Genomic DNA, 2855 nt, shown 5'->3' on the forward strand with positions numbered 1-2855 from the left:
GCCCTCGCCGGCGGCGTAGGAGTCGCCGAATACCGCGACCGTGGAGCCATTGTCGAGGAGTGCCTTGACTACCCCGCCCGCCACGGAGCGAAGGTCGATCTTGATGGTGCCCTCTGCCATGGCTGCGGCGGCGGGTCGGGCGGCGGTAGCGATGACCCGGTAGTTCGCGGTTCGGTCCTGGGTTGCATTCGAGTCCGCGGGTCGCAGCTTCCACTCGAAGTTTGCACTGTGCCCTGCGGGGATGTTGCCGAGTCGCGCGACGGGCGGGATGACGACAGGGAAGAGAGCCTGGTCGGTGTCCGCGCGAAACGAGAGGGACAGTCGCACGTCGTTGACGGCTCGTGCCGACGAGTTGGTGACGTTCGCTGTCAGTGTGACGTCGGCGCCGCCCGCTACGGTATCGGGAGCCGAGATCGTCAACGCCAACTCGGGAATCATCAGTTCCTTGAGCCTCTTCTGCATTTCGTCCACGTCTGCGATGTCGCTGTAGCGGCCACCTGTGGTGGATGCGATGCATTCGAGTTCGGTGCGACCTTGTCCCGACAGCTGGAAGCCCAGCGCCTCGACTGTGACGTCGAACCCTTCGGCGACGATCTGTTTCGCCGTGTCGCACGGAGCCTGGCCACAGTTGCTTTCGCCGTCCGAGATGAGGACCACGGTGGCAGTGGTGATGCCGTTGGCCTTCAGCGAATCGACCGACGCACGAAGAGCCGGACCTGTCGGTGTCCCGCCGTCCGCTTTCAGACCGGACACCTGGGCCATCAGCGTGTCGGTGTCCTTGCGCACACCTCCGTCTGCGCCGGCAAGAAATGACCCGGGATCGCAGTTGCTGCCGGCTGTCGGGTACGTCCAGAGGCCCAGCGGTGTGCTCGAGGAAGCCGTGTCCCCGACGATCCTGCTCAGGCTCTGCTTAGCGCCGGTCAGCTTGTTCTTGCCGTTCGCGTCGTTGTCGTTCATCGAACCGGACAAGTCCATGACCATAAGCAGGGCCGCCGGTGCGGCGGACACCGCACGGGTGGGTGGAGTGGTCGGTGTCTGTGCCGCAGACGAAACGGGCAGCAGGCAAGCCGACACGAGGATCACGAGCAATGCACCGAGTCTCGGCCACCAGTTGGCCATCAGTTGTCCTCGGTGAGATCTACGATGGCCTGCTGGCTGCCGAGAATGGTCGGGTCGGCGAGGACGGCTTCGGTGTCTCTCGACGATCCGCTGTCGGTGAGCGCGGTCGCGACGACGGTTAGTTGCAGTGCCCCCGAGACACGTGCGTAGAGGTCTGCGGGCTGGCCGTAGCCAGCGTCGACGGCCGCGACCGGTGTGCCGTCTGCGAACACCTCGACGCGGACCCTGGTGCCGGGCATGGAATCGGTGGGAACCCCGACCGTGGCGCGCATCTCGTCGACCGCGTGGGCCAGATTCCACACCGACTTGCGCGGCTTGGCAGTGCCAGGTTTGTTCGCGGTGCAGGTCACCGAGTTCTCATATTTCTTGCCGTCCATCGACTCCGACCCGGTACCGCACCCGCTCTCCATGGCGTCGAGCTTCGAAGGGTAGGCGGATCCGGGGGACTGAGCGACAGTGAGGGTAACCGCGTCGGGAATCGGTGCACCGACTGGTGGATCCACGTCGAGCGCACCGTCTCGGACCGCGTCCGGTTGGTAGCGGCTCTTCACGATCACCTGCGCACCGAGTTCCTGCAGTTCCGAGATCACCTCCGTAGCCGAGCGGTTCTCGATGACGGGCACCTGGGCCGACGTCGAAACAACCAGCGTCACCTTCGCCGTATCGGAACTGCCGAACGGTGGTGTCTGCTCGATGACGATGCCCGGACGTCCGGCGGCCGCGCGGGTGGTCACCTCGACACGGTCGACCGGGATTCCGCTGTCAGCGAGGATTTGCTTCGATGCGTCGGAGCCGAGACTGCGCAGGTCAGGCATGGCACCCGATGCGATATCGGCAGCAAAATCGTCGAGGGTGCCGTCGTCGGGACGGGCAGCGGTACTCGATTCCTGGCGAGCTACCAGTTCGTTCTGCAGCCACCATCCGGAGGCGAGTCCGGAGCCAAACAGCGCCAGCGCCGTGAACAAGCTGGCGAGCACCTTCCTGCGGGTGCCCCAGCCGTCGTACCAAGGTCGGGTCGACGCCAGCGATGGTGTCGGGGGTTGCACTTGCGGAAGCGAAGTTGCAGATCCTAGTTGCGGCGGTTTGCCGGGTTTCGATGACCAGAAGGGCAAGGTTGTCACTCCTGTCATGGCGAACGAATGGCGAACTTGGATTTTCGGCTATTAAGCGACGCCTTGTCTATCGGCTGAACAGGCGATCTCCTTTATCTGACTGTATGCCAACGATTTTCGTGCATCCACACCAAGTTCGACGGTGCGAACCAAAGCTGTCAACGCATTGACCGCGCGCGTCCGTTCGCACGTCATCTGCTCGCGCGCGACCACGAGAACGCGCATCGCCACTCGCGATCCGTCCGCACGTGGTCGGCGCAGTCGATCGATGTCGACGGACAGAACTGACCGGGCGATACGAGCGGCGTCGAGATCGTCGGTCTTACCGACTCCTCTCCGATCCGCCGAACCCATCACGGAGGGTTCGGCTACCGGGAATCCCGCCGCAAGAACGCGGTCGGAGAGTCCGGCGCCGTAGGAGCCGATGCCTTCGATGACGACGAGGGCGGCTTGTTGACCTGCCCTGTGTGCAATCCACGTGCGGGCCCGATCAAGACCCGCCGGGCTTGCCGGAAAACTTGCTTTGTCCTGTACCGCACCGGTTGCGGCGGCCTTCGAGCCGGGCCTGCTGGCCGACGCGCACCGCGGGATCCTCTACGTCGACGAGGTCAACCTCCTCCACGA

2 protein-coding genes and 1 pseudogene are annotated in these 2855 nt (G+C 64.5%); all 3 read right to left on the bottom strand.

What is annotated here, in order from left to right; genetic code table 11:
• Nucleotides 1-1119 (bottom strand): vWA domain-containing protein (locus ABT116_RS41835; RefSeq protein ID WP_351645604.1); only part of this gene is annotated, 1119 nt, incomplete at its 3' end.
• On the bottom strand, nt 1119-2084 hold the full coding sequence (locus tag ABT116_RS41840; protein WP_003941836.1) for a PASTA domain-containing protein: 966 nt from the start codon (nt 2082-2084) through the stop codon (nt 1119-1121). The genes ABT116_RS41840 and ABT116_RS41835, both read right to left, overlap by 1 nt.
• 198 nt (nt 2085-2282) lie before the next feature.
• Nucleotides 2283-2762, bottom strand: a pseudogene (locus tag ABT116_RS41845) (IS110 family transposase); the annotation flags it as partial.
• Nucleotides 2763-2855 lie beyond the last annotated feature (93 nt).

This window comes from Streptomyces sp. NPDC002130 (assembly GCF_040296465.1).
Lineage (GTDB): Bacteria > Actinomycetota > Actinomycetes > Streptomycetales > Streptomycetaceae > Streptomyces.